The sequence below is a fragment of the Rhizobium sp. WSM4643 genome (assembly GCF_025152745.1).
Lineage (GTDB): Bacteria > Pseudomonadota > Alphaproteobacteria > Rhizobiales > Rhizobiaceae > Rhizobium > Rhizobium leguminosarum_I.
Genome location: NZ_CP104042.1, coordinates 324,474 through 348,190, shown reverse-complemented (window position 1 = coordinate 348,190; position 23,717 = coordinate 324,474). Strand labels below are relative to the sequence as shown.

The window sequence follows — 23,717 nt, the reverse complement described above, 5'->3', positions numbered from 1 at the left end:
TTCAAGTCTCCCTGTGAGCAGCGGCTTTTGCTGCGAGCCTGTATTGCGTGATGAGCTTCCTTCGCCAGATCTCGTTTCTTATCGATGCGACGTAGAGCGTGGCGAACAGCGCCGAAAACGCCAGTCCCATGGCCAGCAGGGGGCGTAGGAACTCGATGTCGAGCGCGGGGCCGTCCAGCCGCAACACGCTGGCGGGTTGATGCAGCGTGTTCCACCAATCGACGGAAAACTTGATGATCGGGATATTGACGAAACCCACGACGATCAGGACCGCCGTGACACGGGCGGCGCGAGTCGGATCGTCGATCGCCCGATTGATCGCCAATATGCCGAGATACATGATCAAAAGAACGAACATCGATGTCAGGCGGGCGTCCCACACCCACCACGTGCCCCACATAGGCTTGCCCCAGATCGCGCCGGTCACGAGCGACACGAAGGTGAAGGCGGCGCCAAGGGGAGCGGCGACGCGGGCCGCGACGTCGGCCAAGGGATGCCGCCAGACCAACGACCCGATGGCATTGGCGGTCATCGTCGTATAGCAGAGCATGGCCATCCAGGCCGCCGGCACGTGGACATACATGATCCTGACGGTTACGCCCTGCTGGTAGTCGACGTCCGAGCTGAAACTCAGCCAAAGACCCGCAGCGAACGACAGAGCGGTGCCCCCTGCAAGCAGAGGAAGAACGCGGTCCGCCATCTTGAGGAACTTCGACGGCTGAGCGAGGGAGGCGAAATAGTTCAGAAGGTCCATTGCTTTGGTCATGCACGGAGCAATAGCTGTTGCTGCGCGCGAGATAATTGATCCGGATCAAAGACCCAGCGTCGAGCATCGTTGCAGCGTCGAATGCATGCCGTTGCTTCAAGACCTCACGCGAACTCAACTGGCTCCTGGTGCCGGCAGTCGGTCCTGGTTCGGCGTCTTCAGGTTGCCCGGTGATAGCGGGAGAGAAGCAGCCACACTCGACCGCGCGGCCATCCGCGCTTTACTTGACAGAGATCAAATACGGGCCGCATAAGTCGAGATATCCCTGCGGTCGTACCAGGGAGGATCTTGATGGATTTCGAAGCGTTTTTCAAAGACGAGTTGGACGGACTTCGTACCGAAGGCCGTTACCGCGTTTTTGCCGATCTCGAACGTCACCGCGGCAATTTTCCGCGCGCGACGCGTCACACCGCGGATGGCCAAAAGGAAGTCACGGTCTGGTGCTCCAACGACTATCTCGGCATGGGCCAGCATCCAAAGGTGATCGAGGCGATGAAGAACGCCATCGACCACTGTGGCGCGGGTGCGGGAGGCACCCGGAATATTTCTGGCACCAACCACCATCACGTCATGCTCGAGCGTGAGCTTGCCGACCTGCACGGCAAGGAAGCAGCGCTGATCTTCACGTCGGGCTATGTGTCCAACTGGGCAGCGCTCGGCACGCTCGGCGCCAAGATCCCCGGCCTGATCATCTTCTCCGATGCGCTGAATCATGCCTCGATGATCGAGGGCATCCGCTATGCCAAGTGCGACAAGGTGATCTGGAAGCACAATGACGTGGCCGATCTCGAAGCCAAGCTCAAGGCCGCCGATCCGAAGGCGCCGAAGCTGATCGCCTTCGAGAGCGTCTATTCGATGGATGGTGATATCGCCCCGATCAAGGAAATCTGCGATCTCGCCGACAAATACGGGGCGATGACCTATCTCGACGAAGTGCATGGCGTCGGCATGTACGGCCCGCGCGGCGGCGGCATTGCCGAGCGCGAAGGGCTGATGGACCGGCTGACCGTGATCGAGGGCACGCTCGGCAAGGCGTTCGGGGTGATGGGCGGCTATATCGCCGCGTCGACGGCCCTTTGCGATTTCATCCGCTCGTTTGCGTCGGGCTTCATCTTCACCACGGCGCTGCCGCCGGCGCTGGCCGCCGGTGCCGTCGCCTCGATCCAGCACCTGAAGATCAGCCAGTTCGAGCGCGCCCGTCATCAGGACCGTGTCCGCAAGCTGAGGGCGCTGCTCGACCAGCGCGGCATTCCGCATATGCCCAATCCGAGCCATATCGTGCCGGTGCTGGTCGGCGATGCGGCCAAGTGCAAGTGGATCTCCGATCTGCTGCTCGACAATTGCGGCGTCTATGTCCAGCCGATCAACTATCCCACCGTGCCGAAGAAGACCGAGCGCCTGCGCATCACGCCGACGCCGCTGCATTCCGACGCCGATATCGCCCACCTGGTCGAGGCGCTGCATTCGCTCTGGTCGCGCTGCGCGCTCGCAAGGCACGTGGCCTGATGCATTGCGGGGTCTTCCGTTCTCTAAGGACGGAATGAACCATCGTCTGCATGCTAAATTCAGACGTCGTGCAGCCCTCTCTATTTCTCAGTCTCGCCTGCGGGATTGCGCCTCCGGAAAGACGAGCAGGGATCGCGATTATTATTGATCCCGATCAAAGACAGGGCCGTCTTCCGAGAAGAAGACTGCCATGGAATGAAGCCGGAGACCGAGACATTGATGATCGCACAGCACGACTGCCGTACCGCGGGCCAGTTAGAGCGCGCAGCCGACTCGCGCGAAGGGGGTGCCTCGAAGCGGAGAATTGGGAGCCTGATGCGCCTGCGACCACTGCTTCGCAATCATCGGCCGCTGGTGATGTGCGCGGGTGTTTCGCTGACCTGCGCGGCGCTGATTTCGCTTGCGCTCCCGTTGGCGGTGCGCAGGATGATAGACAATGGCTTCAGCCAGGCCGATGGCGCGTTCGTCAACCGCTACTTCATGATGCTAATGATCCTTGCGATCGGACTCGCGTTGGCAAGCGCCTGCCGATACTACTTCGTCACCACGCTCGGGGAACGGATCGTTGGCGATCTCCGGATAATGGTCTTCAGGAAGATCACCCGTCTCCCCGCGAGCTTTTTCGACGCAAACCGGTCGGGGGAGATCGCCTCGCGGCTGACCGCGGACGCTGCTCAGATCAAGACGGCGACTAGCCTCGCCGCATCCGTCGCGTTGAGAAACTCCATCCTCTGCATCGGCGCTCTCGCCATGATGTTCGTGACAAGCCCAGCTTTGTCCGCGATCACCATGGGCGCCATTCCCTTGGTCGTGGTTCCGCTGGTGGTGTTCGGGCGCTCGGTTCGGCGGCGGTCGAGGGCCGCTCAGGACGCCCTGGCCAATGCATCCGCTTACGCCGCCGAAATCATAGCCGGAAGCCGCACCGTCCAGGCATTCAACGGCGAGGAGATCGCCTGTCGCCGATACTCAAAGGATATAGAGGAGTCCTATCGAAGCGCAGTCGTCGCTTCGCGCTCGCGGGCAGTCCTTACGGCGGTTGCAATCGCTCTAATATTCGGAAGCGTCGTCGGAGTGCTATGGATTGGGGCGCACAGCCTGCTTAGCGGAACGCTTTCTGCCGGTAATCTCAGTCAGTTTCTAATCTATGCCGTGATCGCGGCGGGCTCGCTCGGGTCGCTCTCCGAAGTCTGGGGCGAAATGGCCCAGGCTGCCGGAGCGGCTGGACGGCTTTTCGAGCTATTGGACGAACAAGAGAGCGTCCGTCAGCATGGTTCCCTCAGACCGATCGGTCCAGTACGGGGCGACGTTCAGATCGCGGATCTCCATTTCGCCTATCCTGGCTCGCCTGAAAGAGAAGTGCTTAGAGGCCTCTCGCTGCGGGTCGCGGCTGGCGAGACGGTCGCGATCGTCGGCCCGTCGGGATCGGGGAAGAGTACCGTTCTCTCCTTGTTGCTGGGTTTCTATGACGACTACTCGGGCAGCATCGCGATCGACGGGCGGGATATCAGGTCGACCACGCCTGAAGAACTGCGGAAGGAGATTTCCGTCGTCCCGCAGGACGTGACGATCTTTGCCGCCTCGATCGCTGAAAACATCGCATTCGGTCGTCCTGACGCCGCAGAGGCGGAAATAGCGGCGGCCGCCGCCAAGGCGCGGGTGGACGCCTTTGTCGCCGCGCTTCCAGACGCATACGAAACCGTCGTCGGCGAGCGCGGTCTGACGCTCTCCGGCGGACAGCGCCAGAGGATAGCGATTGCACGCGCGCTGCTCAAAGATGCTCCAATCCTCCTTCTCGACGAAGCGACCGCCTCGTTGGACGCCGAGAACGAGCAGCTCGTTCAACGGGGATTGGAGGGACTCATGAGCGGTCGGACGACGATCGTCATTGCGCACCGGCTCGCCACCGTTCTCAACGCCGACCGCATCCTGGTCATGGACAAGGGCAGGATCGTCGAGGAGGGTACGCATGCGTCGCTAGTTCGACAGGGGGGACTTTACGCAAGACTCGCGGAGTTGCAGTTCAATGTCGCCACCCAGCCCGAACAGGATGCCGCCTGATGAAGCTGGGAGGGGTTGCACAGAACCAAATCAAGATCGGTACGCGAGCAAGCCCGCTTGCGCTTGCCCAGGCGAAGGAGGTGGCCGGCCGGCTCGCGGCCTACCACGGTCTTCCTGACGACTGCTTCGAGATCGTGCCTCTGACGACCAGAGGCGATCGGCTTGACGAACGGCCGTTGCCAGAGGTCGGAGTGAAGGGCCTTTTTACAATTGAACTGGAGGAAAGGCTCCTTTCAGGAGCCCTCGATCTTGCGGTGCATTCGGCCAAGGATGTCGCCACGACCCTTCCGGACGGGCTGCACCTCAGCGCGTTCCTGCCGAGGGAGGACGTGCGCGATGTGTTGATCTCACGCAGCGGATATCGATTGTGGGAGCTGCCGCCTGGCGCCGTGGTCGGTACGTCGTCGATCCGACGCGCAGCGCTTGTCGCAATGCACCGGCCAGATCTAGATATCGTTCCATTTCGGGGATTCGTCGGTACGCGGCTGCAGAAGCTCGAGAATGGCGTTGTTGACGCGACGCTGCTTGCGATGGCGGGACTGAACCGGCTGGGCATGTCCGACGCCGCGACGGAGATTTTGAACCCGCGCGATTTCCCACCTTCACCCGCGCAGGGAGCCATCTGCATCGAGAGTGTCGTCGCGAATGACCGAATAACTGAACTGGTATCGGCTCTAAACGATGCAGGCACGGCCGATGCCGTTCGCTGCGAGCGTGCATTCCTTCGAACCCTCAACGGCTCGTGCCGAATGCCGATCGGAGCGCTCGCCGTCTGTCATGGAAGCGAGATCCTGCTTCGCGGTCTGAGCATCGATGCTGATGGGCGGAACCCTCGGCGCGTGGCCGTGCGTGGCGCTCGGACAGCCCCGGCGGCGCTGGGCGAAGAGGCCGGTAGGATGGTCCTGGCCGGGGTGGGGATGGAGTCCGAACCCGTTTAGACGGATCGGGCGGCGTCAAGTCCCCGTGAGATCCTGGTGGGAGAGCGGGCCTGATTCATCTCGGCAGACACGATTTCGACCGGACGACTTCGCCTCGTAGAGCGCCCTATCAGCACTCGAATAAAGGCTGTCGAAAGAAACGTCGGTTTCCCTCCGCAGGGCCACGCCGATGGAGACGGTGATATGGAACGTGCCCGCCGCCGATAGAACGGGCCGCCGCCCGATCTCACGCCGGATCGCTTCGCACTTCTCAAACACGGCCTCGGGCTCCAGGGCCGGGAACAGGACCATGAACTCCTCCCCGCCGACACGGGCGAAGATCACATCGACGGAGCCGTCGCCCGAAATGATCTCCTGGACGGACTGCGTCAGCATTTTAAGCGCGGCGTCACCGGCTGAATGTCCATAGGTGTCATTGACGCGTTTGAAGTGGTCAACGTCGAGGACCGCAAGCGCGATGTTGCTGGAAGCGTCTTGCTGCGTGTTGAACAATCCATGGCCAATCGTGAATGCATGGCGGCGGTTGAACGCGCCTGTCAGTTCGTCGGTGACTGCCAGGAGGTGCAGTCTGTCCTGGATGGCCTTGAGGTCGGTGCCGACTCCGTTGGTTCCACGCTAATCCGGCCATGAAAGGCCTCTTCAATCTGCTTGGCGGCTTCCCCGGCATGCGTCGTCAGGAAATCCAGAAAATGTTTACCCACAACTTCATCTTGTGGCACTTGCAGAAGGCGCGCGGCTTCCTGGTTCCCGAAAATGATCCCCTGCCTCGTATCAATGAAAAATCCCATCGGCATGAGGTCGAGCATCATGCCCATCCTCTCCTGCGTGTCGACGAGCGTTTGCTTCGTCAGCTCGGCTGCTTCGTTTGCTTCGTGATCTTCATCCAGGAACATCGCTATCTCCCACGTACAAAATTCGCGTGCTGACGCCAGAGGCGCTTGCTCAAATAAGAAATATCGGGCGATAGTGATGAAAACATAGATAACGCAATTCAAAGCAACGCATCGAAATGCGTCGGCGTTCTCGCGTCGTGGTTTCCCCGTTTGAAAGGCCATCGCCCGCATCGTGTTCACGATGCCGCCCTTCGCAGAAGCCGAGCAAATCACAGACTTCGACTTTGATGACGGCCCGCTTTAGTGCGAAGGAACCGGCAACACTATCGCACGCAAGATGCTCCGACTGATTACCGTATGACCAGTTGCGGGACTTCCGAAAGCGAGTTTGAAAAGGGTGTTCCGGATCAGGGGCAGACACCCTTTTCGTGCTGAGTTTTGCAGTCTCAGCGGAACGGAAATTAGCAGAGAGATTGCTGTCTACCATCGGACCGAAGTCCGACCCGCTCGCAATAACTCGTCGATGTCAGTGACGAGGTGACACCATCACTCAGTGCCTCCCTTGATCCGTTTGACTATCTCACCGGTACGCTCGAATCCAGTTCCATAAATTTGGGTTATCCAACTCGAACCGATGATGAAGTCTACGGGTCGCATCCTTTCAAGGCGCTCGACTGGGGCGTACCCTTATTTAAGAGCGCTTACCTTACCTGCTTCGTTATTTAAGTGAAGGCCAACTTGCTTAAATAGCAGCTGAAAAGCATAATCAGCCCATGTCTGATTCCGAGCTAAATCAGCGGTTCGGCCGCTTTGTCGAAACAGCAGTTGCTGGCGAAACCGTGCGGGCATTCGTACCTCCGCCATTGCCGCCTATGCCTGCCATTGATGTGCTTTCACTTCTGGAGCGTCTTAGCTTGGCGGAGCGAGCTCTCGGACGGCTAGATGGTATCACGATGCTGCTCCCTCGTCAGGAGCTCTTTCTTTACATGTATATCAGGAAGGAAGCTGTTCTTTCCTCGCAGATCGAAGGAACACAGTCAACGCTCTCCGATCTTCTGCGTTTTGAGACGGAAGCGCAGGCGGGACAACCTGTCGATGATATCCGCGAAGTTTCGAACTACGTCGATGCCATGATGTATGGTTTGGAACGACTGGAATCTCTGCCAATGTCCCTACGCCTGATACGTGAAATGCACGCGCGATTGCTGCAAAGTGGGCGCGGCGGTACCAAGAATCCCGGCGAATTCCGGCGCTCGCAGAATTGGATCGGGGGGACACGACCTGGCAATGCGCTCTTCGTGCCGCCGCCTGTCACGGAGATGGACACCTGCTTGGATGCGCTCGAAGGTTTCATGCATGAAGATCGGTCGCGGCTGCCTGCACTCATCAAGGCCGGCCTTCTGCACGTCCAGTTCGAAACGATCCATCCATTCCTGGATGGCAACGGTCGTATCGGCCGCTTGCTAGTCACGCTCTACCTTTGCATGAATGGGGTTCTCCGTAAGCCACTACTGTATCTAAGTCTTTACCTGAAGACCCATCGAACGGAATACTATCGACTGCTCCAGGAGGTCCGCGAACACGGCAGTTGGGAAGGTTGGCTCGACTTCTTCCTTACCGGCGTCGCCGACACCGCAAACCAGGCATTTGACGCCGCCACTCGGATCGTCGAGGTGTTCAAGGAAGACCGCGAGCGCATCACAACTGAAAGCGACCGAGCCGGTTCAGCGCTTCGCATCCATGATCTTTTTCAGCAAAATCCGTTCCTGACGGCAAATCAGCTTGTTCAAAAGACGGGCCTATCGGCCCCTACCGTCAATGCGGCACTCACCGATCTGGAGCGGTTCGGCATAGTTGAGGAGGTGACCGGCCGCAGGCGTGGTCGCGTTTTCAGCTATAGGCGGTATCTCGCGATCCTTAGTGAAGGCACCGATCCTCTTCCCGCAGCAGTTTGAAAGCCAACCAATTCACCGGTCTGCGGTTCGAGTCCCATCAAGGCGACATAGACAATTTCCGCATTATGCTGACTGAAGCGGGCAATGGTGGCGCGTTCACCAGAACACGCCATCATCCGAAAATCAGATGGGGCGACCAGAAGTCGCGCGCCGTCGCACTGCTCTTGCATCCATACGGATACTAATATAGTATCTAAAAAATGGCTTCAGTAAACACTCAATTTTCGATTGCCGTCCACGTCATGGCGGCAATCGCACATCACGACGGAGTTTTCGCGTCCGAAGTTCTGGCGCGCAGCGTGAATGCGAATCCGGTTTTCGTTAAAAGAGTCCTCGTTAAACTCTCGAAGGCGAAGCTGGCGAAGACGACGGTTGGTAAGTCGGGCGGTTATGGCCTGGCACGAAGCCCCAATAAGATTTCGCTCCTAGACATCTACGTGGCGGTAAACCCTCCAGACGCTTTTGCCATCCATGCTTATCCCGTGAGCAAGGAGTGTATTATCAGTTCTAACATCAAGGAAGTCATGGGGGACGTGCTGGTTGGCACTGAGGAGGCCGTCCATGGCCATCTGAGACAGACGACGTTGGCGGATGTGGTATCGAAAATCAGAGCCAAGGCCAGTTAGGGCTTTGCCCTGATTTTTTTGCCCATAATAGATACTTTCATCGTAACCAATACGATCAAAAAAGGACCACGAAATGACGCAACTGAACGAAAAATCTCCTGTGATTACCGGTGGCGCTACCGGGGCCGGGACCGCCGCGACAAAGAACGGCAAGGACGCGCCCACCGCCGTTCTCATCGGTGTGACGGGAGGACTTGGTCACGCGCTGGCCAGGCTCCTCGCGGCCGAGGGCTTCCGGTTGGTACTCGCCGCGCGGCGAGAGCACGACGCCGCTGCGCTGACAGGCCGAAATGACGGCTCGGCGATCTACCAAAGAGCAGACGTCACAGATCCGGCGAGCATGGAGAAGCTGGCGGCAGTGGCCTTCGAGCACCTCGGCCGGGTCGATGCGGTGGTGAACCTTGCGGGCATCTCGCCGCGCAAAGCCATTGAGGAATACACTTTGGCCGACATCGACGATCTGTTCGCGATCAACGTCAAGGGGCCCATGTTCGTGACCCGGGCCTTCCTGCCTGGACTGCGCAAGCAAGCCGGTAACGCAGTGGTTGTCCACGTCAGCGGTGCCATGGACGGCCGGGTGGCGCTGCCGTTTATGAGCTCCTATGCCGCGAGCCGCGGCGCGCTGGCGAGCTATGTGCAAAGCGCCAACCGCGAGCTTGCCGGGACCAACGTAATGCTTTCCTTCTTCGGGCCTGTTCCCTCCAACACCGAGGCCGAGTCGCCTTTCTTCGACATGTGGAGCAAGCTGGGCGTCGACCTCTGCGAACCCGACCAGGTCGCGCGCGAGATCCTCGCCACCATCCGCAAACGTCGTCAAGTCCACGTCATGGGCGGCGGGACGCTCAAAATGCTTACGATCGCGAACGCCATATCGCCGTCCATTGCCGACGCGATGGGTCTGCGGAAATTTGGCAAGCTCATGCAGCAGTATCGCCCTCGCTGATCGGACATGAGCATTGCGATGAACGAGGGCCTGTCAGCCCATAAGACTGACAGCACCTTATAAGCTGTGGCAACAGCCCACCCAGATGAAAGCATCTGATGTTCCACCTCATTTTCGGAATTCCCTGGCTGGTCGTCGTGGTACGATTCATTCAGCCACTGCCATGGATCTGGTCGGCAAAGGCATCCCTGGCGATCCTCTTGTTGGTAGCCTCGCAATTTCATCTGGTTAGTCGCCTCTCTTCCGGCTCGGTCTTCGACCCAGAGTTTCCGCGCCCTTTGGTCATTGCTTTCAGTGTCCTTTTCGGCGCGATCGTGTTGCTAGCAGTGTTTCAGATCGCACTGGATGTGGTCTCACTCGCGATCATCCCGTTCAAGGGAGGCTTCCCCTCTGCCCCGGCAGGTCTGCGATATGCGATCGGAGCTTTGGCCCTTGGCATGTCAGCGTACGGTGTCAACCAGGCAATCAGAGTGCCACCGCTAAACGACATAGAAATTGCCATCGCTGGATTGTCTCCCGAATTTGATGGCTATCGGCTGATTCAGTTGACTGACCTTCACGTCAGCCGTCTGTTCCCAGCCGCATGGACTAAAGAGGTCGTATCGAGGACCAATGCGCTCGATGCGGACCTGATCGTCATCACCGGGGACTTCATCGACGGTGACGTGGCTCACCGCAAAGACGATGTCGCACCGCTTTGGGGTTTGAGGGCACGTGACGGTGTCTACGCAATTCCGGGGAACCATGAATATTTCTTCGATTACCAAGAATGGATGCGCCACCTCGAGATGTTGGGCATGCGGATGCTGTCCAACAGCCACGTCGTCCTCAAGAGAGGCAATGCGGAGATCGTACTGGCGGGCGTGACCGACGTGTCAGCCCGCGGGCATAGCGCTCCACCGCCTGACCTCGCCGCGGCAATCAAGGGAGTTCCTGCGAACACTCCCATCCTATTGCTCGATCACCAACCAATGATGGCCGAGAAAGCGGCCACCTCCGGTGTGGCGCTTCAGCTGTCGGGGCATACACATGGTGGCATGGTTCTCGGCCTCGACCGCTTGATCGCGCGCGCCAATGGAGGATTTGTTTCGGGTCGATACCAAATCGGAGCCATGACATTGTATTTAAACAACGGAACGGCCATATGGCCTGGATTCGCGTTAAGGCTCGGTGTGCCATCGGAACTGACCAGAATCACCCTCCGCGCGAGAACGAAGTGATTGCAGGCGTGCATGTAATTGGGTTTTGCGCCTGTCGCCGAGGGAGGCGCAGGTGCGTGTCTGACCGGATTCCGAGGTTGCGAAAGCGGCGCACATATGTTGGTTTGTGAACCTAACGGCGGAAATACTATGCCTCGGCGGTCCGTCAATCATTCATTCGCTTTGCGTGTATCGGCTGCTGACGTGTTGCCGTACTACTCCATTTGATCCAGATTGAAATTCTTCCCCCGGACCGCGATGAAGAGTGTGCACCGGATGCAACGACGTGTCCGTGCTGTCGCAGGTTACGTCCGGCCTCAAGCATGGATGACGATGGCTGCGGGATCTGCGACGAATGCCTCGCACCATGACGGCCAACGGCAAAACACCTCCAACAATTCAGGCGACGTTCGAAGACGCGCTTGCGAAATTGCCGGACGGCTATGTCGACGGACATTTTGGCAATCGATCATGGGGCGTGACCGTCAAGCGGTCGCAGGATGGCAAACGGACATGGCTCTATGGCGAGGAGCTCGGCGGAACCGATATCGTCAGCTTCAACCTCTATCGATTGGCGGGACCTGGGTCGATCCTGAAGCCGTGCGAAATGTCTTCCGCCAAGGTGATCGAATTCGTTCTCGGTTTCGAGCCGAGCCCAGCAAAAGCCGCGTCTCGCCCATAATGGCCGAAAAATAAGCACAGGAGTTATATTGCGTTGCAACAAACGCATGGCTGCACTGCGATCTGAGCGCTGGCGGTCGGGACAGCCTCTGATATCTTCAGATCAACGAAGCAATGCACCTCCTCCCGCAGAGCTTCGTGTTTCAGGCGACCCGATCCTCCTCCCAAAGGGAACCTGACGGAACAACGGCCCTCCTCCTCCCAGCCGTTGTTCAATTCTTTCGAAGAGCCTGCCGCACCTCCTCCCGCGGCAGGCTTTTTCGTTTCCGATTCAAGTCCGGAACTCAGGGGTCAAAGCAGACTGCCCTGTTCCACCAGCTCTCCGGATTTCGAGACGATCGTCGATCCGTACGGCTCGCGCGACGAAATGATCAGCGCGTCATTGGGTAATGGACGGGCCAGTTCCTTGGCCTCCTCCCAGGGCGCCCGCATCCAGGTGTCGGTCTCTTCCCTGGTGAGCAACAGGACCGGCATCGCCTTCTCATGGATCGGCTTCACCAGGTCGTTGGGATCCGTGGTCAAGAAACCGTAGAGATCGTCGGTAGTCAGCCCGTCCCTGACCTTTCGGACACTCAGCCATTGCGGCACATGGAGACCGGCAAAAAACATCAGCGACTTCTGCTCATCGCGGGCGAACCAGGCATTGGGCACGTTGCCGCCATCTTGCCGGCTGGCCGGATCCGGCTCGGCGAAACTGGTGACCGGGACGAGGCATCTGTTTTCGACGCCGAACCACCGCTTCCAGTGCGGAAAACTGAGCTTGCGCACGTTGGTCGTGCCGCGGTCGGCCTCCATGCGGATCAGTTCTTCGAGATCGAACGGCTTGCCCTTGGCCGCAAGTTTCTCCGCCTTGGCTTTGGCCGCCTTCTCAAGTGCGAAGCGCGGCGAGGGCAGTCCCCAGCGCGCATGGACCAGTTGCTTCTTCCCGTCGGCGGTGTTGCGGACGATCGGCCCCATCTGATCGGGGTTCATCTGGTAGGCTGGCATCAGATTGATCAGGCTTTCAGCGTCCTGGGCCCATTTGGCGACCCAGTCCCTGTCTTCCATGCGATAGAGGTTACACATAGCAGGCCATCTACTCCGCGTGAGCTTAGTGGAGGACAATCTAGCGGATGGCGCCGGTTTCGCTAGTCGAGCCGGAAGACGTCGGCATTGTCCTGGTGTTCTCGCAAGCCTTTGTACGACGGATGACGGAGTTTCCCGTCCGCCGTCCAGGCGCGAAACTCGATCTCGGCGATCAGGGTCGGTTCGACCCAGACAATATCGGCACTTCCGGAATAGGGCAGGGGCGGCTGCTTTCGCTTCCATCGCAGCGTGTCCAGCATCTTCCGCAACCTTATGATCTCGGCTTGCCTGAATCCCGTGCCGACACTTCCGACGTGGACGAGCTCATCACCACGATACGCGGCAAGCACCAACGAGCCGAAGCCGGCAGGCGACGCTGCCGACCTCTCATAGCCGACGATGAAGAAGGCCTCGCTCTGGATGCATTTGACTTTCACCCAATCCCCGGTGCGGCCCGAACGATAGGGCCGGTCGAGGTGCTTGCCGACGATGCCTTCCAGCCCGAGGCGGCAGACATGCTCCAGCAGGACAGCTGGTTCAGCATCGAGTGTTTCCGATAGCCGGATGGCGCCGGCTTCATCCTTGTTTGCGACGTTTAACGTGTCCTCGAGAAGGTGTCGGCGCGAACGGTATTCGACACCGCGCAGATCGTGGCCGTCCAGATAGATAAGATCGAAAGCGTAAAGGACGGCGTCGGAAGCACGGTTGCCCGCTTGCTTGCCGGATGCGCCCAGCGATTGCTGCAGCAGCCCGAATTCCGGCCGACCCTCTTCGTCGAGCACGACGGCCTCGCCATCGATGATCATCGTCGCCGGCCCGAGCGCTCGGGTGGCCTCTGCGATTGCCGGAAAACGATGCGTCCAGTCATGGCCGCCGCGGGTGAGGATCCGGATCCCCTGCGGCTCGATGTGAACTGCGAGGCGATAGCCATCCCATTTCAGCTCCCAGCTCCATTCGCTTCCCTTTGGGGGATGGGACTTCAATTCCGCCAGCGCAGGCTCGACACGCTCAGGCATGGGATCGAACAGCAGCTGCGGTTGAGCTGGATTTCGCTTGCCTCGCGGCCGGGAACGGATCGGGGCCTCGGTGTCACGAAGGAGGGGTTTTGATCTCGGAGGCTTCGGCATGCCGACAGTTCAGCAGAAAAATCTTAAAGACACTGTGACGATACCGACTTGTCCCCGCAATTCACACAAAGGGATTAGCGCTCGCAAACACTCGGAAAAAAATACGCCGCCCGCTATTCAGCTGATTCCCATGGGTATTCTGCTGATTTCTAATGTTCAGGATAATATTCCCATCCCTCTGGTTGCTTGACTCTTGAAATGGGTCGGAACAGAAAGAGAACATCTGCATTTGTCTGACATGATGTCGGCCGCCAACACGACCTTGAAGGGAGCCGTGAACGATGACTGCTGCCCGTCAAAGGGTGATTTCCGATTTGCGCGAGCGCATTGCATCGCTTGAAGGCGTATCAGCCAGAAAGGCTGGCTGTCTGTCCTTTGGGGTGCCGGAAATCGATGCAGTGCTCCCGGGAGGTGGTCTGGCCTATGGCGCCCTGCACGAATTTGCAGGCGGCGGGTCGGGCACGGTGGATGGTGCAGCAGCAGCGCTCTGTGCCGCAGGCATCGCAGCGCGGACGAGAGGCCCGATCGTCTGGTGCCTGACGCGCCCCGATCTGTTCTTTCCTGCGCTCGCCCAGGTCGGTCTTCATCCCGACCGGGTGATCTTCGTGGAATCCGACAAGGAGGAGGACGTCCTGGCGAACATGGAGGAGGGGCTGTCCTTTGGCGGGCTCGGCGCCGTCGTCGGTGAACTCGTTCGCCTGCCGATGGTCGGCTCGCGCCGGCTGCAGCTGGCGGCTGAGCGGACAGGCACGATGGCGCTTGCCGTCCGACGCTGGCGACGGCAGACGGAGGCGAATGATTTCGGGCAGCCGACGGCGTCGACCACGCGATGGCGGGTGAGCGTCATGCCGTCGGAGGAATTGCCGGTGCCGGGTATCGGCAGGGCCCAATGGTTGCTGGAATTGATGCGCGTGAAAGCGGGTGAATGTGCTGAGTTTCTCGTGAGGGCGTGCGATGACAAGGGTCGTCTCGATCTATCTTCCGGATCTGCCGACGGATCGCATTCGTCGCGCCGATCCCTCCATTCCGCCTGAACAGGCGATCGCCGTGATCGCCAGGAGCGGCTCGAAGCGCTGGGTGTCGGCTGCGGACGCCGCCGCCCGAAAAGCCGGCGTTCATGTCGGCATGCCGGCGGCGAAAGCACAGGCGCTGTTCCGCGGTCCGATGCTGGTCGAGGCGGATCCTGCAAAGGATGCCGCAGCACTTCAACGCATTACCCTTTGGGCGCTGACACTCTATTCGCCGATCGTCGCGGTCGATGGCATCGACGGCATCGTCATGGACACCGAGGGTGCCGATCACCTGCAGGGCGGCGAGCTCGCCATGGTGACCAAGATCGCCAATCAGTTCCTGGCGAAGAAACTCACTCCCCGGGTCGCAATCGCCGACACTTGGGGGGCAGCTCACGCCTGCGCCCGTGCCATCAGCCGCGAGACGATCATCGTGCCTTCAGGTGAGACCGTCCGCGCCGTCGAAAAGCTGCCGATATCCTTGCTGCGCCTTCCCGGGAAAGTCGTCAGCGATCTGCGCACGCTCGGCTTCCAGACCATCGGCGAATTGGCCAATACGCCGCGCGCGCCGCTGACGCTTCGTTTCGGCCCGGAGATCGGCCGGCGGCTCGACCAGATGTTCGGCCGCGTCTGCGAACAGATCGATCCAATCCGTACCCCTGAGCTCGTCGAGGTGAGCCGCGCCTTCGCCGAGCCGATCGGTGCTGCCGAAACCATCAACAAATATGTCGGCCGGCTGGTGGTGCAACTGATCGAGGAGCTGCAAAGGCGCGGCCTTGGTGTTCGGCGCGCCGACCTGATCGTCGAGAAGGTCGACGGTGTCAGGCAGGCAATCCGCGCCGGCACGGTGAAGCCGGTGCGCGATGTCGCCTGGTTGACCAAGCTGTTTCGCGACCGGACGGAAAAGATCGAGCCCGGGTTCGGGATCGAGAAGCTCACCCTGGTTGCGGTCATAGTCGAGCCGCTGGAGGAGCGCCAGAAATCCTCCTCGCTGGTCGAGGAGGATGTCACCGACGTCACGCCATTGATCGATATTTACGGCAACCGTGGCCAGCGTGTTTATCGGGTGGCACCGGTTGCCTCCGACGTGCCAGAGCGCTCCGTCCAACGCATCAGTCCTGCTGCCGATCCGATCGCGGTCACCTGGGTCAGCCATTGGCGCCGGCCGGTCCGGCTGCTGGCACGTCCCGAACTGATCGAGGCCATTGCCTTGCTGCCGGACCGGCCGCCGGTCTCGATCACCTGGCGCGGCAAGCGGCGGAAGGTCAAGCGCGCCGATGGTCCGGAACGGATTTTTGGCGAGTGGTGGCAGCGTGACGCCGAGATGGAGGCGGTGCGAGACTATTTCGTCATTGAAGACGAGGCCGGCGAGCGTCTCTGGGTGTTTCGCTCCGGTGATGGCATCGATCCTGAAACCGGAAGCCACCGCTGGTTCTGCCATGGGATCTTCGCATGAGCTATGCCGAGCTGCAGGTCACGACCCATTTTTCCTTCCTGCGCGGTGCAAGCTCGGCGCAGGAACTGTTCGAGACCGCCAAGGCTCTTGGTATCGAAGCCCTCGGCATCGTCGACCGCAATTCGCTGGCAGGGATTGTCCGGGCACTTGAAGCATCCCGCGCCACCGGTCTGCGCCTGGTTGTCGGTTGCCGGCTCGATCTGCAAGACGGCATGTCGTTGCTGGTCTACGCGACCGACCGGGCTGCCTATTCCCGGCTGACCCGCCTCATCACGCTCGGCAAATCGCGGGGCGGCAAGAACAACTGCATCCTCCACTGGGACGACGTCATCGCATACAACGACGGCATGATCGGCATCCTGGTGCCGGACCTGCCGGATGACGTCTGCGCGATCCAGCTGCGCAAGATGGCCGAGCTGTTCGGCGATCGGGCCTATGTGTCGCTTTGTCTGCGGCGCCGGCAGAACGACCAGCTGCGGCTGCATGAAATCTCAAATCTCGCCACACGGTTCAAGGTGCGGACGGTCGTCACCAATGACGTCCTTTTCCACGAGCCAGGCCGCCGGCAGTTGCAGGACATCGTCACCTGCATTCGTACCCGCACCACCATCGACGATGTCGGTTTCGAGCGCGAGCGCCACGCTGATCGCTATCTGAAGCCGCCAGAAGAAATGGAGCGGTTGTTTCCGCGATACCGGCAAGCCCTCGCGCGAACCATGGAGATCGTCCGTCGCTGCACTTTCTCGCTCGAGGAGCTTACCTACCAATATCCGGAGGAGGCAATCGTACCGGGCAAGGATGCCCAGGCATCGCTGGAGCATTATGTCTGGCAATGCGTGCCCGATCGCTATCCCGAAGGTCTGCCGCCCGATGTGTTGAAGGTCGTGCGGCACGAGCTCGATCTGATCCGCACCATGAAATACGCGCCCTATTTTCTGACGGTCTTCTCGATCGTGCGCTATGCGCGGTCTGAGGGCATTCTTTGCCAGGGCAGGGGCTCCGCAGCCAACAGCGCCGTCTGCTACATTCTCGGCATCACCAGTATCGATCCCTCGACCAACGATCTTCTCTTCGAACGCTTCGTGTCCCAGGAGCGCGACGAGCCGCCGGATATCGACGTTGATTTCGAGCACGAGCGGCGCGAAGAGGTGATCCAGTGGATCTATCGCACCTACACCAGAGAAAAGGCAGCGCTCTGCGCCACCGTCACCCGCTATCGGGCGCGCGGCGCGATCCGCGATGTCGGAAAGGCGCTCGGCCTCCCCGAAGACGTGATCAAGGCTCTGTCCTCCGGCATGTGGGCCTGGTCGGAGGAGGTTTGCGACCGCAATGTCCGCGAGCTCAATCTCAATCCAGACGACCGGCGTCTTGTGCTGACTTTGAAGCTCGCGCAGCAATTGATGGGCGCGCCACGGCATCTCGGCCAGCATCCCGGCGGGTTCGTCCTCACCCATGATCGGCTCGACGATCTCGTGCCGATCGAACCGGCGACGATGAAGGACCGTCAGATCATCGAATGGGACAAGGACGACGTCGAAGCCCTGAAATTCATGAAGGTGGACATCCTGGCCCTTGGAATGCTGACCTGCATGGCCAAGGCCTTCGACTTGATCCGCGAGCACAAGGATCGGGATCTCGACCTCTCTGACATCGAGCAGGAGGATCCTGCGACCTATGCGATGATCCGCAAGGCCGATACGCTCGGCACCTTCCAGATCGAAAGCCGCGCGCAGATGGCGATGCTGCCGCGGCTGAAACCCTGGACCTTCTACGACCTCGTGGTACAAGTCGCCATTGTCCGGCCCGGCCCGATCCAGGGGGACATGGTGCATCCCTATCTGCGCCGGCGCGAAGGCAAAGAGGCCGTCGAATATCCGACGCCCGAGCTTGAGGCGGTGCTCGGCAAGACGTTGGGCGTGCCGCTGTTTCAGGAGTCGGCGATGAGGGTGGCGATGGTCTGCGCCGGCTTTACCGGCGGCGAGGCCGACCAGCTGCGCAAATCGATGGCGACCTTCAAGTTTACCGGCGGCGTCTCGCGGTTCAAGGACAAGCTCGTGTCCGGCATGGTGAGGAACGGCTACACGCCCGAATTCGCCGAAAAGACCTTCTCCCAGCTCGAAGGCTTTGGCTCCTATGGTTTTCCGGAGAGCCATGCGGCGTCGTTCGCGTTGATCGCCTATGCGTCGAGCTACATCAAATGCCATTATCCGGAAGCCTTCTGTGCGGCGCTCATCAATTCGCAGCCGATGGGTTTTTACGCGCCGGCGCAGATCGTCGGCGATGCGAGAGCGCACGGCGTCGAGGTGCGGCCGGTCTGCATCAATCGGTCCCGATGGGATTGCACGCTGGAGCGGATCGGCAATTCTGGCCGCCACGCTGTACGGCTCGGTTTCCGGCAGGTGAAAGGACTGGCGGTCGCTGACGCGGCGCGCATCGTCGCGGCACGCATGAACAATGCTTTTGCCTCGGTTGACGACATGTGGCGACGATCCGGTGTGCCATCGGAAGCGCTCGTCCAGCTTGCGAAGGCCGATGCATTTCTGCCGTCGCTGAAGCTTGAACGCCGCGACGCGCTGTGGGCGATCAAGGCGCTGCGCGATGAACCTCTGCCGCTGTTTGCCGCGGCTGCCGAACGGGAGATGGCTGCGATTGCCGAGCAGCAGGAGCCGGAGGTGGCACTTCGGCAGATGACGGACGGGCATAACGTCATCGAGGACTACAGCCATACCGGGCTGACATTGCGGCAGCATCCGATCGCCTTCCTGCGCAAGGATTTATCAGTGCGCAACATCATCACCTGTGCCGAGGCGATGAATTCGAGGGACGGGCGGTGGGTCTATACTGCCGGACTTGTGCTGGTGCGGCAAAAGCCCGGATCGGCCAAGGGTGTCATGTTCATTACCATCGAGGACGAGACCGGGCCTGCCAATCTCGTTGTCTGGCCGACGCTGTTTGAAAAGCGCCGGCGTGTCGTTCTCGGTTCTTCAATGATGGCGATCAATGGCCGGATCCAGCGGGAAGGAGAGGTCGTGCATCTTGTCGCCCAGCAGCTCTTCGACTTGTCAGGCGACCTTGTCGGCCTTGCCGATCGGGATGAGGAGTTCAAGCTGCCGGCCGGCCGTGGCGATGAGTTCGCCAGGGGCGGTGGGCCGGATCCGCGGGACAAGCCGAAGCCTGTTGTAGCCCCGCGCGACATGTTCGTGCCTGACCTTCATATCGATACGCTGAAGGTGAAGAGCAGGAATTTTCATTGACGGCCTGGTTTTTGGCCTGAACGCGCAAAAAGCAGCACCTCTTTCCCATAGTGGTGAGTGGAGACGACGAACTCATGGCGGCCGAGCGTCGTTCCCGAGAAGGCATTGACAAACGTGCCGGCATGTCGCCACCTCGTTTCAACGCATGGAGAGTTGCGACTGGCATCGTTGAGAATTACACTGAGCGTATGAGTTCCCTAGCCCCACGAGAACATGTTCCTTGCGCAGCGCTAACGGTCCTCTGGCTTTTCTAGGTCATCGTTCCGTCGCTTCGAGGTGCCCCTCTTCTTTGGCGCGAGGAACGTCATCTCGAGGAAATTGGGCGGCTCGGCTACGATAAGACATCGCACGAACTCTGCAATCACGGGAGAGGGCCAAATACGTCCTTGCGAAAAGCCAACCAAAAGTTTTCTAGCCGCCGTCGGCAGAATGCCCCGTAGTTTGACAACGCGCTATTGGACACCTTTATGACCGATATCCAATGTCCGATTCCGGCAAGGCGCTTGCGCCCACCGGAACCTTGCGAGCCACGATAAACTCCGGCAATTCGATTCTTGCAAGCCGGAGCGCTGAATCTTCCGTCATACGATAGGTACAGCGGAAGTCGCAGTGGTCTGACCGTTCGCCCGGACGGATCTACCAGCCGACCGGTTGGGCATCACCAGTCGGTCCGAATTCATGCATTCTCCAAAGCCCTTCTCGTGCTTATTGCGGTGATGTCGGCCAGAATCCCCATGAACATACGGTCTAAGGCGCCGGAGCGTCGCGGCGCGAAACTAGGATCATCATGTGGCGAAGGCAATGGTGATTGCGATGAGCCGTATAACATCGGCTGGGGCGCCGCCAGCAACTGGCTGTGAGATGGTGGTAGGCATAGACATGGCGTAGCCCCTGATGCCACGCCTTGTCAGTTCATGCGCACTCGCCGGCCAATGTGCGACAAAATCCGTAGCGTGCATTTGAACGCACAGCTTTAAATCACCCGTATTCCAAAGATCGTGGAGTGCCCGAACCAGGCCGATGTTATCTACTGGCGTGCTCCCTACAACAACTTCGATGTGCTGTCGGTTCAGGCGAGTGCGCACAGCTTTTAGCGAAAACAATGATCGCGCACGTAGCGTCGGTCTTCGGACCTTCTCCGTCAATCGCGACGGAGCCTCGGCGAGGAACGCCCGGTCTGCTCGTGCTGCCCCTTGCCCGCGAAATTATTGATGTTTCGCCGGTTATGTGCGGGGACTAACTGTTCGTCAACGTTTGCGCGTCGCCCCTGCAGACTCGGCTTGCAATGTTGCCAGCAGATGCAATGCTCGGTCAGCTAAGCCCGCCGGCACAAAAATGTGGTCGTGGTGATATGCTGCCACCATGTTGCACGGAATGCCCGCGTCTGCGAGACAGGCAGCGACCCCCGCCGTAAGGCCGACGCCATCAAGCGCAGAATTCACGTTGAGGGTGATCTGGCGCATCGCAAGCGAAGTTTCGAACCCCGCTTCGTGGGCTTCTCCTTTCTCAAGGACTAGTGTCAAGCCTTCCCTTTCTTGGAATGTCGCAATCGGATTCAGATCGTGAACTTTGCTCCCATCATAAGGTATCGAGCAGAACACATACTCGCCGTCTATGAGCGAGGGCGTCATGTTCGACAGCATTTCGAACTTGTCTCGCAAAACAGTAGTCATTTTTGGCGGCCTCCTTGTCTATCATCATGATGTCTTAGCTCTTCATTGTGTAAGGCACCAATTGAATCAGCAACATCCAGCCTCTCGATCCGAGCGGTAAAATATGCTGTTCTTGATCCATGACGATAACGGCGGCCGAACTTCCGGATGACCTGAACGCGCTGAAAGCGATGGTGCTTTCGCGCGAGGCGGAGAATGCCCGGCTGCGGCAGATCATCAAGGAATTACAGCGTCACCGCTTTGGTCGACGGGCAGAGACGCTTCCCGAGGACCAGCTTCTGCTTGGGCTTGAAGAAGCCGAACAGATCGAGGCTGCCGGGCTGGAAGAGAAGGAACAGGGCTCGACTGCTCTGCGCCAGGCGCAGGTCGCCAAACGGCGCACCAACCGGGGTTCGCTGCCAGCGCATCTGCCGCGCGTGGAGATCGTGGTCGGGACGGATTGACCCGCTTCATCGACGATGGCCGGATCGAGATCGACTCCAACGTCGTCGAACGGTCAATCAGGCCAATTGCCCTCAATCGGAAAAATGCACTCTTCGCAGGGTCGGATGCCGGCAAGGGGCCGGTGGTGACGGTTGGGGTGGCTGCGATATTCATGATTTGATGCTCCAAATTTCGATTGGAGAACCAGTCCTCAGCCGGAATGATGAGAAGACGCCGAAAAGGATTCCACGCGTGAATCCACTGCTTTTGAGCGCTTGCACCGTCCCTACGCCAGTATGAACTGGATCAGGTTCAACGGGTCACTGCGCGCGATAGCAGTATCTCAGCCCCTTGCCGGGACACCCCTGGTGAATGCAAAAAAGGGTAGAGGCCCTGGCCGAGGGGACTGTCAAGCGACAATCTGCGATGGCTCGGGGCCTAGTTACACTCAGGCTGCGTGGTCGCCGCGATCAAACGAATGGACAAAAGCAATCGTTCGACCGGCACGCTTCCGCAAGACAGACGCCGCTGTCGTATGCATTGGCTGTCGATTTATCCCGAGCAGTTCGCCAATTGTACCGAGATACCGAAGCGCTATTGGGAAAGCAGGCGCGGAACTGGAAAGTCTAGTATTTTGTCCGTGTAGCTTTCGACCAAGGCGCTAAACGGCGTGCCGTCTCGAAGTTTCAGTACGGCACGATGTTCGAGCAGGAACGGCGGCAGGCTAAGGGAACTTGTTTCATGCGCTATTGAGCCGTCCATGTCCCAGCCTTCAGATAGAGGAGACCAGAGCAACTTGGCAGACAGGTTTGTGCGAGTGAAATTGAGAGCCTGAACGGCTCTGCCAAACGCGATATCGCTGGTATTCAACGCCTGATTCATTTCTGCAGTTAATTTTGCAGGGACATACCAGTTGTCGGCTTCGGACAAGACGCGGTCGCCGCAGACCAGACGGACGCGGCGATAAGCGATCAACTCACCGGGTCCGACGGTCAGAAGTTCACGGATGTGCTCATCGGCCGGTTTGACTTGCCCGCCCACACGCTGAGCTACGATCTTGGAACCTTCCGGTGCGAGCTTATGCGCGGCGCACCAACGGTCAAGGGTCAACGTAGCACTGGCGTTACTCAGGAGATTGGCATTCAAGGTCTGGAGGACCGCAAGCGCTTCCACTCGAGATGCCGGAGTGTTCAGCCACTGAGATCCTGTAGACGGCTCTTGCGCAATTACGATCTTGCTGCCCAGCACGATGGCGGCCGCTGCAAGTGCGGCGATGCGAATGCGTTTCGAAGAACAAAATGACACGGAGAACGAATCCTTTCTGCAGTAAATTTGATGAGCGAACCCTGCGCGTCAAATTTCCTTGATTTTGAGGCGAGCTCGCGTTGTCAGCTTATTTGATGCAGGCCGCTAGATTTGAACTGCACCTTGCGTGTACCGCTTAACGGTTGGGTCCCTGATGGACTTTCTTACCATCTTCCGATGTTGCTGCCGTGCTAGTCCGTACCTGTTGAAGCCGTGTCCCGACCCGTCCTTTGCTTGCGTCGCATCAACGTCGTCCATGACAATCTCCATCCGCTCGCCGACCTGTTGTTGGAGTTTGCAAGCGTTGGCGACTGAGCCGGCGCTTCCATCCTGGAATATGGAAACCCGATAGACGTGGATTTCAAATGAGGAACGTGGCGGCCGGTCCGAATTCCCCTAATCATATATCGTAACTCTCGCTTAACGGTTTAGCGCCTTTGTCGCCCCCTCCCTCGTTGCGGAATGTTCATATAGCTGGAGCGGATAAAATAGCTCGCAACCGAAAGCAAACTCGAGGAGCAATTGTTGGAAAAACGTCTTCTTCGGCGACGCAGAGCCCTCCTTCAGGTCGAGTGACAATTGTAGACCAGGCAGCGACATGCCGTCGATGGTTGCCAACCGCAGATGCGAGTAGTCAAGACGCTTAGCTGATTTCTTTTGGTGATTCATGTCGTCGTGCTCCTTGTGCAAGCCTCCCGACGATGACGTCGCCGGCAAGATTTCAGGATTCATCGGAAAGAATTTGCCTGTTGCACTATCGTAACTCATAACGGGACACTTTATGAAAACGACGAACAACGCAACAGATGTGTGGGATATATGTTAAAGTATATTTCTTGAAATTTGTCAGCTCTTACTTTCCGTTTTGAAAACGCGTAAGTTACGGAATACGTTATAAT

20 protein-coding genes, 2 pseudogenes and 1 riboswitch are annotated in these 23,717 nt (G+C 59.2%); of the genes and pseudogenes, 14 read left to right on the top strand and 8 right to left on the bottom strand.

Annotated features, from left to right (window positions below):
• Position 1 precedes the first annotated feature (1 nt).
• Complete coding sequence (locus tag N1937_RS28440) at positions 2-766, bottom strand: heme ABC transporter permease (protein WP_260059753.1); 765 nt, start codon at positions 764-766, stop codon at positions 2-4.
• A 291-nt stretch (positions 767-1,057) separates the two neighbouring features.
• On the opposite strand from N1937_RS28440, the gene hemA reads away from it, so the two are divergent.
• From hemA to hemC, 3 genes are all read left to right on the top strand, one after another.
• Positions 1,058-2,272, top strand: coding sequence for a 5-aminolevulinate synthase (hemA, locus tag N1937_RS28435; RefSeq protein WP_260059752.1), 1,215 nt, complete (start codon positions 1,058-1,060; stop codon positions 2,270-2,272).
• 219 nt (positions 2,273-2,491) lie between these two features.
• Positions 2,492-4,330, top strand: coding sequence for an ABC transporter transmembrane domain-containing protein (locus N1937_RS28430; protein WP_260060241.1), 1,839 nt, complete (start codon positions 2,492-2,494; stop codon positions 4,328-4,330).
• Positions 4,330-5,268 (top strand): hydroxymethylbilane synthase, encoded by a 939-nt coding sequence (gene hemC / locus N1937_RS28425; protein WP_260059751.1) that lies wholly within the window; start codon positions 4,330-4,332, stop codon positions 5,266-5,268. Before N1937_RS28430 ends, hemC begins: the two co-directional genes overlap by 1 nt.
• Positions 5,269-5,283: 15 nt before the next feature.
• On the opposite strand, the gene N1937_RS28420 is transcribed toward hemC, so the two are convergent.
• Together N1937_RS28420 and N1937_RS28415 are read right to left on the bottom strand one after the other, a co-directional pair.
• Positions 5,284-5,772 carry a GGDEF domain-containing protein gene (locus N1937_RS28420; RefSeq protein WP_260060240.1) on the bottom strand — a complete coding sequence of 163 codons (489 nt, stop codon included), beginning with the start codon at positions 5,770-5,772 and terminating at the stop codon, positions 5,284-5,286.
• A gap of 32 nt (positions 5,773-5,804) precedes the next feature.
• Entirely contained in the window at positions 5,805-6,161 is a 357-nt protein-coding gene (locus tag N1937_RS28415; protein WP_260059750.1) for a PAS domain-containing protein, read from the bottom strand.
• 713 nt (positions 6,162-6,874) lie between these two features.
• On the opposite strand from N1937_RS28415, the gene N1937_RS28410 reads away from it, so the two are divergent.
• The 5 genes from N1937_RS28410 to N1937_RS28390 all read left to right on the top strand — a co-directional run bounded on the left by N1937_RS28410 (position 6,875) and on the right by N1937_RS28390 (position 11,506).
• Positions 6,875-8,056 carry a Fic family protein gene (locus N1937_RS28410; protein WP_260059748.1) on the top strand — a complete coding sequence of 394 codons (1,182 nt, stop codon included), beginning with the start codon at positions 6,875-6,877 and terminating at the stop codon, positions 8,054-8,056.
• 200 nt (positions 8,057-8,256) lie between these two features.
• Positions 8,257-8,682: an RrF2 family transcriptional regulator gene (locus N1937_RS28405; RefSeq protein ID WP_260059747.1), complete on the top strand. Its 426-nt coding sequence runs from the start codon at positions 8,257-8,259 to the stop codon at positions 8,680-8,682.
• A 73-nt stretch (positions 8,683-8,755) separates the two neighbouring features.
• Positions 8,756-9,625 (top strand): SDR family NAD(P)-dependent oxidoreductase, encoded by an 870-nt coding sequence (locus N1937_RS28400; protein ID WP_260059745.1) that lies wholly within the window; start codon positions 8,756-8,758, stop codon positions 9,623-9,625.
• A gap of 98 nt (positions 9,626-9,723) precedes the next feature.
• Positions 9,724-10,845 (top strand): metallophosphoesterase, encoded by a 1,122-nt coding sequence (locus N1937_RS28395; RefSeq protein WP_260059743.1) that lies wholly within the window; start codon positions 9,724-9,726, stop codon positions 10,843-10,845.
• Between the two features lie 334 nt (positions 10,846-11,179).
• On the top strand, positions 11,180-11,506 hold the full coding sequence (locus tag N1937_RS28390) for a hypothetical protein (RefSeq protein ID WP_260059742.1): 327 nt from the start codon (positions 11,180-11,182) through the stop codon (positions 11,504-11,506).
• A 290-nt stretch (positions 11,507-11,796) separates the two neighbouring features.
• Here N1937_RS28390 and N1937_RS28385 read toward each other — a convergent pair whose 3' ends face one another.
• Both N1937_RS28385 and ligD read right to left on the bottom strand, forming a co-directional pair.
• Entirely contained in the window at positions 11,797-12,570 is a 774-nt protein-coding gene (locus tag N1937_RS28385; RefSeq protein ID WP_260059740.1) for an SOS response-associated peptidase family protein, read from the bottom strand.
• Positions 12,571-12,632: 62 nt separating this feature from the next.
• Positions 12,633-13,697, bottom strand: a complete 1,065-nt coding sequence (gene ligD, locus N1937_RS28380; RefSeq protein WP_260059739.1) for a non-homologous end-joining DNA ligase — start codon at positions 13,695-13,697, stop codon at positions 12,633-12,635.
• On the opposite strand from ligD, the gene N1937_RS28375 reads away from it, so the two are divergent.
• The 4 genes from N1937_RS28375 to N1937_RS28360 all read left to right on the top strand — a co-directional run bounded on the left by N1937_RS28375 (position 13,696) and on the right by N1937_RS28360 (position 19,417).
• The gene (locus N1937_RS28375; RefSeq protein ID WP_260059738.1) at positions 13,696-13,887 is read left to right on the top strand and encodes a hypothetical protein; all 192 of its coding nucleotides are present in this window, start codon (positions 13,696-13,698) and stop codon (positions 13,885-13,887) included. The genes ligD and N1937_RS28375 overlap by 2 nt on opposite strands.
• A 91-nt stretch (positions 13,888-13,978) precedes the next feature.
• Positions 13,979-14,731 (top strand): ImuA family protein, encoded by a 753-nt coding sequence (locus N1937_RS28370; protein ID WP_260059737.1) that lies wholly within the window; start codon positions 13,979-13,981, stop codon positions 14,729-14,731.
• Positions 14,652-16,163 (top strand): Y-family DNA polymerase, encoded by a 1,512-nt coding sequence (locus tag N1937_RS28365; protein WP_260059736.1) that lies wholly within the window; start codon positions 14,652-14,654, stop codon positions 16,161-16,163. The genes N1937_RS28370 and N1937_RS28365 overlap by 80 nt, the downstream gene beginning before the upstream one ends.
• Positions 16,160-19,417, top strand: coding sequence for an error-prone DNA polymerase (locus tag N1937_RS28360; RefSeq protein ID WP_260059734.1), 3,258 nt, complete (start codon positions 16,160-16,162; stop codon positions 19,415-19,417). Before N1937_RS28365 ends, N1937_RS28360 begins: the two co-directional genes overlap by 4 nt.
• A gap of 1,247 nt (positions 19,418-20,664) precedes the next feature.
• Here the strand turns inward: N1937_RS28360 and N1937_RS28355 are convergent.
• Positions 20,665-21,090: an ACT domain-containing protein gene (locus N1937_RS28355; RefSeq protein ID WP_260059733.1), complete on the bottom strand. Its 426-nt coding sequence runs from the start codon at positions 21,088-21,090 to the stop codon at positions 20,665-20,667.
• A gap of 119 nt (positions 21,091-21,209) precedes the next feature.
• Between N1937_RS28355 and N1937_RS28350 the strand changes: the two are divergent.
• Both N1937_RS28350 and N1937_RS28345 read left to right on the top strand, forming a co-directional pair.
• Positions 21,210-21,521 (top strand): annotated as a pseudogene (locus N1937_RS28350) (transposase domain-containing protein); the annotation flags it as partial.
• Between the two features lie 2 nt (positions 21,522-21,523).
• A pseudogene (locus tag N1937_RS28345) lies at positions 21,524-21,646 on the top strand (IS66 family transposase); the annotation flags it as partial.
• Positions 21,647-21,778: 132 nt separating this feature from the next.
• Positions 21,779-21,890, bottom strand: a riboswitch (TPP riboswitch).
• Between the two features lie 217 nt (positions 21,891-22,107).
• Here N1937_RS28345 and N1937_RS28340 read toward each other — a convergent pair.
• Both N1937_RS28340 and N1937_RS28335 read right to left on the bottom strand, forming a co-directional pair.
• Entirely contained in the window at positions 22,108-22,818 is a 711-nt protein-coding gene (locus N1937_RS28340; protein ID WP_131586672.1) for a hypothetical protein, read from the bottom strand.
• Between the two features lie 420 nt (positions 22,819-23,238).
• Positions 23,239-23,586 carry a hypothetical protein gene (locus N1937_RS28335; RefSeq protein ID WP_245505361.1) on the bottom strand — a complete coding sequence of 116 codons (348 nt, stop codon included), beginning with the start codon at positions 23,584-23,586 and terminating at the stop codon, positions 23,239-23,241.
• Between the last annotated feature and the right edge of the window lie 131 nt (positions 23,587-23,717).